Annotated in this window: 3 protein-coding genes; all 3 read right to left on the bottom strand. The window is 61.0% G+C overall.

What is annotated here, in order from left to right:
- Nucleotides 1-66: 66 nt before the first annotated feature.
- The 3 genes from AC0QUY_RS21530 to AC0QUY_RS21520 are packed head-to-tail and all read right to left on the bottom strand — an operon-like array spanning nt 67 to nt 2,008.
- On the bottom strand, nt 67-1,035 hold the full coding sequence (locus AC0QUY_RS21530) for a TauD/TfdA family dioxygenase (RefSeq protein ID WP_475388273.1): 969 nt from the start codon (nt 1,033-1,035) through the stop codon (nt 67-69).
- Nucleotides 1,004-1,759 (bottom strand): thioesterase II family protein, encoded by a 756-nt coding sequence (locus AC0QUY_RS21525; RefSeq protein ID WP_475388272.1) that lies wholly within the window; start codon nt 1,757-1,759, stop codon nt 1,004-1,006. The genes AC0QUY_RS21530 and AC0QUY_RS21525 overlap by 32 nt, the downstream gene beginning before the upstream one ends.
- Before the next feature lie 21 nt (nt 1,760-1,780).
- On the bottom strand, nt 1,781-2,008 hold the full coding sequence (locus AC0QUY_RS21520; protein WP_475388271.1) for an MbtH family protein: 228 nt from the start codon (nt 2,006-2,008) through the stop codon (nt 1,781-1,783).
- Nucleotides 2,009-2,242: the final 234 nt, after the last annotated feature.

The raw sequence follows: 2,242 nt of genomic DNA, 5'->3' as shown, positions 1-2,242 counted from the left end.
CTTCCCAAATCCTGTCCGAACGCGAACTTGATAATCCCTGATCATCGGGGCGATGAATGCAGGCGATCAGCTCTGCCGATGGGCTTCAGCCATCGCGACGATCACCTTGCGCGGTCCCTTGAACGGCGCGCGGGCATGCGCGGTAAGCATATTGTCGAGCATCACAACGTCACCGGCCTGCCAGGGAAAACTGAGCTTGTGTTTCTCGAGGACGCCGCGAACGGTGGACAGCGTTTCATCGTCGATCGGAGATCCGTCGCCGTAGAAGACATTGCGCGGCAGATCGACCTCGTCACCGACCACGTCGAACAGACTCTCGCGCACCTCCGGCTCGAGGTTCGAAACGTGGAACAGATGTGCCTGATTGAACCAGACCCACTCCGCCGTAACCGGATGACGCGCCGTGCCCTGACAGATCTGGCGCGTGCGAAGCCCGCCATCTTCCTTCCACTCGCATTCGATGTCATGCGCGGCACAGTAAGCCTCGACCTCCAACCTGGAGTCGGTGCCGAATACCTGCTGCCAATCGACATCGAGGCCGTTGCCGTAGTTGCGCACATACATCACGCCCTTGTCGGCGAAGCGCTCCCGGATCGCCGGCGGCATATCGCGATAGATGGCGCGGCTGTCGGCGATCGGCGTCTCGCCGCCCTCCAGCGCCGGCTGCATGCAGTAGAACCAGATCTTCATCGGCCAATCGCGCGTATAGGCCTGCTCGTTATGCAGCGGGATATGCTGGTGCGGCGGATATTCCGTGGACGTGTAGACGCCGGAGGTGACCTTCGAGCGCGGCGTCGATCCAAACTCATAGGTCAGCAGCGGATGACCGAAACCGGCCGCGAACGTCCGAAACGCATCAGCACCGTCGAGCGAGAAGTCGCGAAACACGATGCCGCCGCAATCGGTCAGATGCCGGTCGATGGTCTCGCGCAGTATGGGCAGCGCCTCGCCAAGAGGCTGCCCGACCGTGTCGGCCTTGAGCAGCAACGGAAGACTTCTGCCCTCAATGAGTGGCTGGACGGAGAACGCGCTCATGATCCTCGCTCCGGTGCAAACCAATCGATCGCCCCGATTGCCGGGCCAGCGCCGTGCCGATCAGGTCGATCAGCTCAGACTGCTGCGTGTGAATGAAGAAATGATGCCCCGGCAGCATACGAAGCGTGAATGACGCCGAAGTCTCTTGCCGCCAGGCCTGCAGCGCTTCGCGGCTGGTTTCGTCGTCGATGCCGCCGAAGACGTGCACGGGGCACGGCAACGGTTGTCGCGACCGGTAGACATAGGCGCCGCACATCAGGAAATCGGCGCGAAGCACCGGCAGGGCCGATCGCATCAGTTCCGCGTTCGACAACGCTTCCTCCGGCGTGCCCTGCAAGTTGCGCAATTCCCGCAGCAACGCCTCGTCGCTCAGAGGCTGGCGCCATTTGCTGCCGTCTCGAACGGCCGGTGCCTCCGCGCCCGAGGCAAAGAGAATGGCCGGTGCCGGCGCGCCGCGATCGAGCAGGCTGTGCGCGAGCTCGAACGCAATCACTGCACCAAGACTGTGCCCGAACAGTGCGTAAGGCGCGTCACGCTGAGCGCCAAGTTCGCGAGCAAGCTGCGAGGCGAGCGCGCGCGGATCGGTCATCGGCGGCTCGTCCATGCGCGCGCCGCGCCCGGGCCACTCCACCGGGCAGACATCGATCCACGACGGCAGAAGCCTGCGCCATCGTGCATAGATCATGGCGCTGCCGCCGGAGTAAGGCAGACAAAGAAGCCGCATCGGAACAGGGCCTTGTTTGTGCTAGGCCGACTTCTGCGGAGCCGTCTCATCCATGAACTTGCGCAGCGTCAGCGGGCGCATGTCCGTCCACACCTGCTCGATGTGCTCAAGACATTCCTTCTTGCTGCCCGTCATACCCGCCGCTTTCCAGCCGCTCGGAATTTCCTTGAACGTCGGCCAGATGGAGTATTGCTCTTCGTGATTGATAACGACGGTGAAGGTGACGTCGTCTCTGTCGAACACCATCATTGGTTCGGCCCCTTTTTCAGAAAACGAAAGCAATGGCGTTTGACTAAGTCAGAAGCAAATGATGGTCAAAGCAATATCGGCGCCGAAGTTTTTAATAGCTCCAAGTTGGCGATAGCGTGACACGATGCAACCTCCGCGCTTGCGGGCAATTCCGCACGACAAGCCACTGATTTGCAAAACGATACGCAGTTTCTTGCAATTCTAGTGCGGGAGATCGGAACAATTTTCGAGATT

Source organism: Bradyrhizobium sp. WYCCWR15520 (genome assembly GCF_056174665.1).
This window is presented reverse-complemented; position numbering and strand designations above follow the sequence as displayed.

Coding starts and splice junctions, on each gene's coding strand:
- AC0QUY_RS21530 (WP_475388273.1), bottom strand. CDS start 1,035: ATGAGCGCGTTCTCCGTCCAGCCACTCATTGAGGGCAGAAGTCTTCCG.
- AC0QUY_RS21520 (WP_475388271.1), bottom strand. CDS start 2,008: ATGATGGTGTTCGACAGAGACGACGTCACCTTCACCGTCGTTATCAAT.
- AC0QUY_RS21525 (WP_475388272.1), bottom strand. CDS start 1,759: ATGCGGCTTCTTTGTCTGCCTTACTCCGGCGGCAGCGCCATGATCTAT.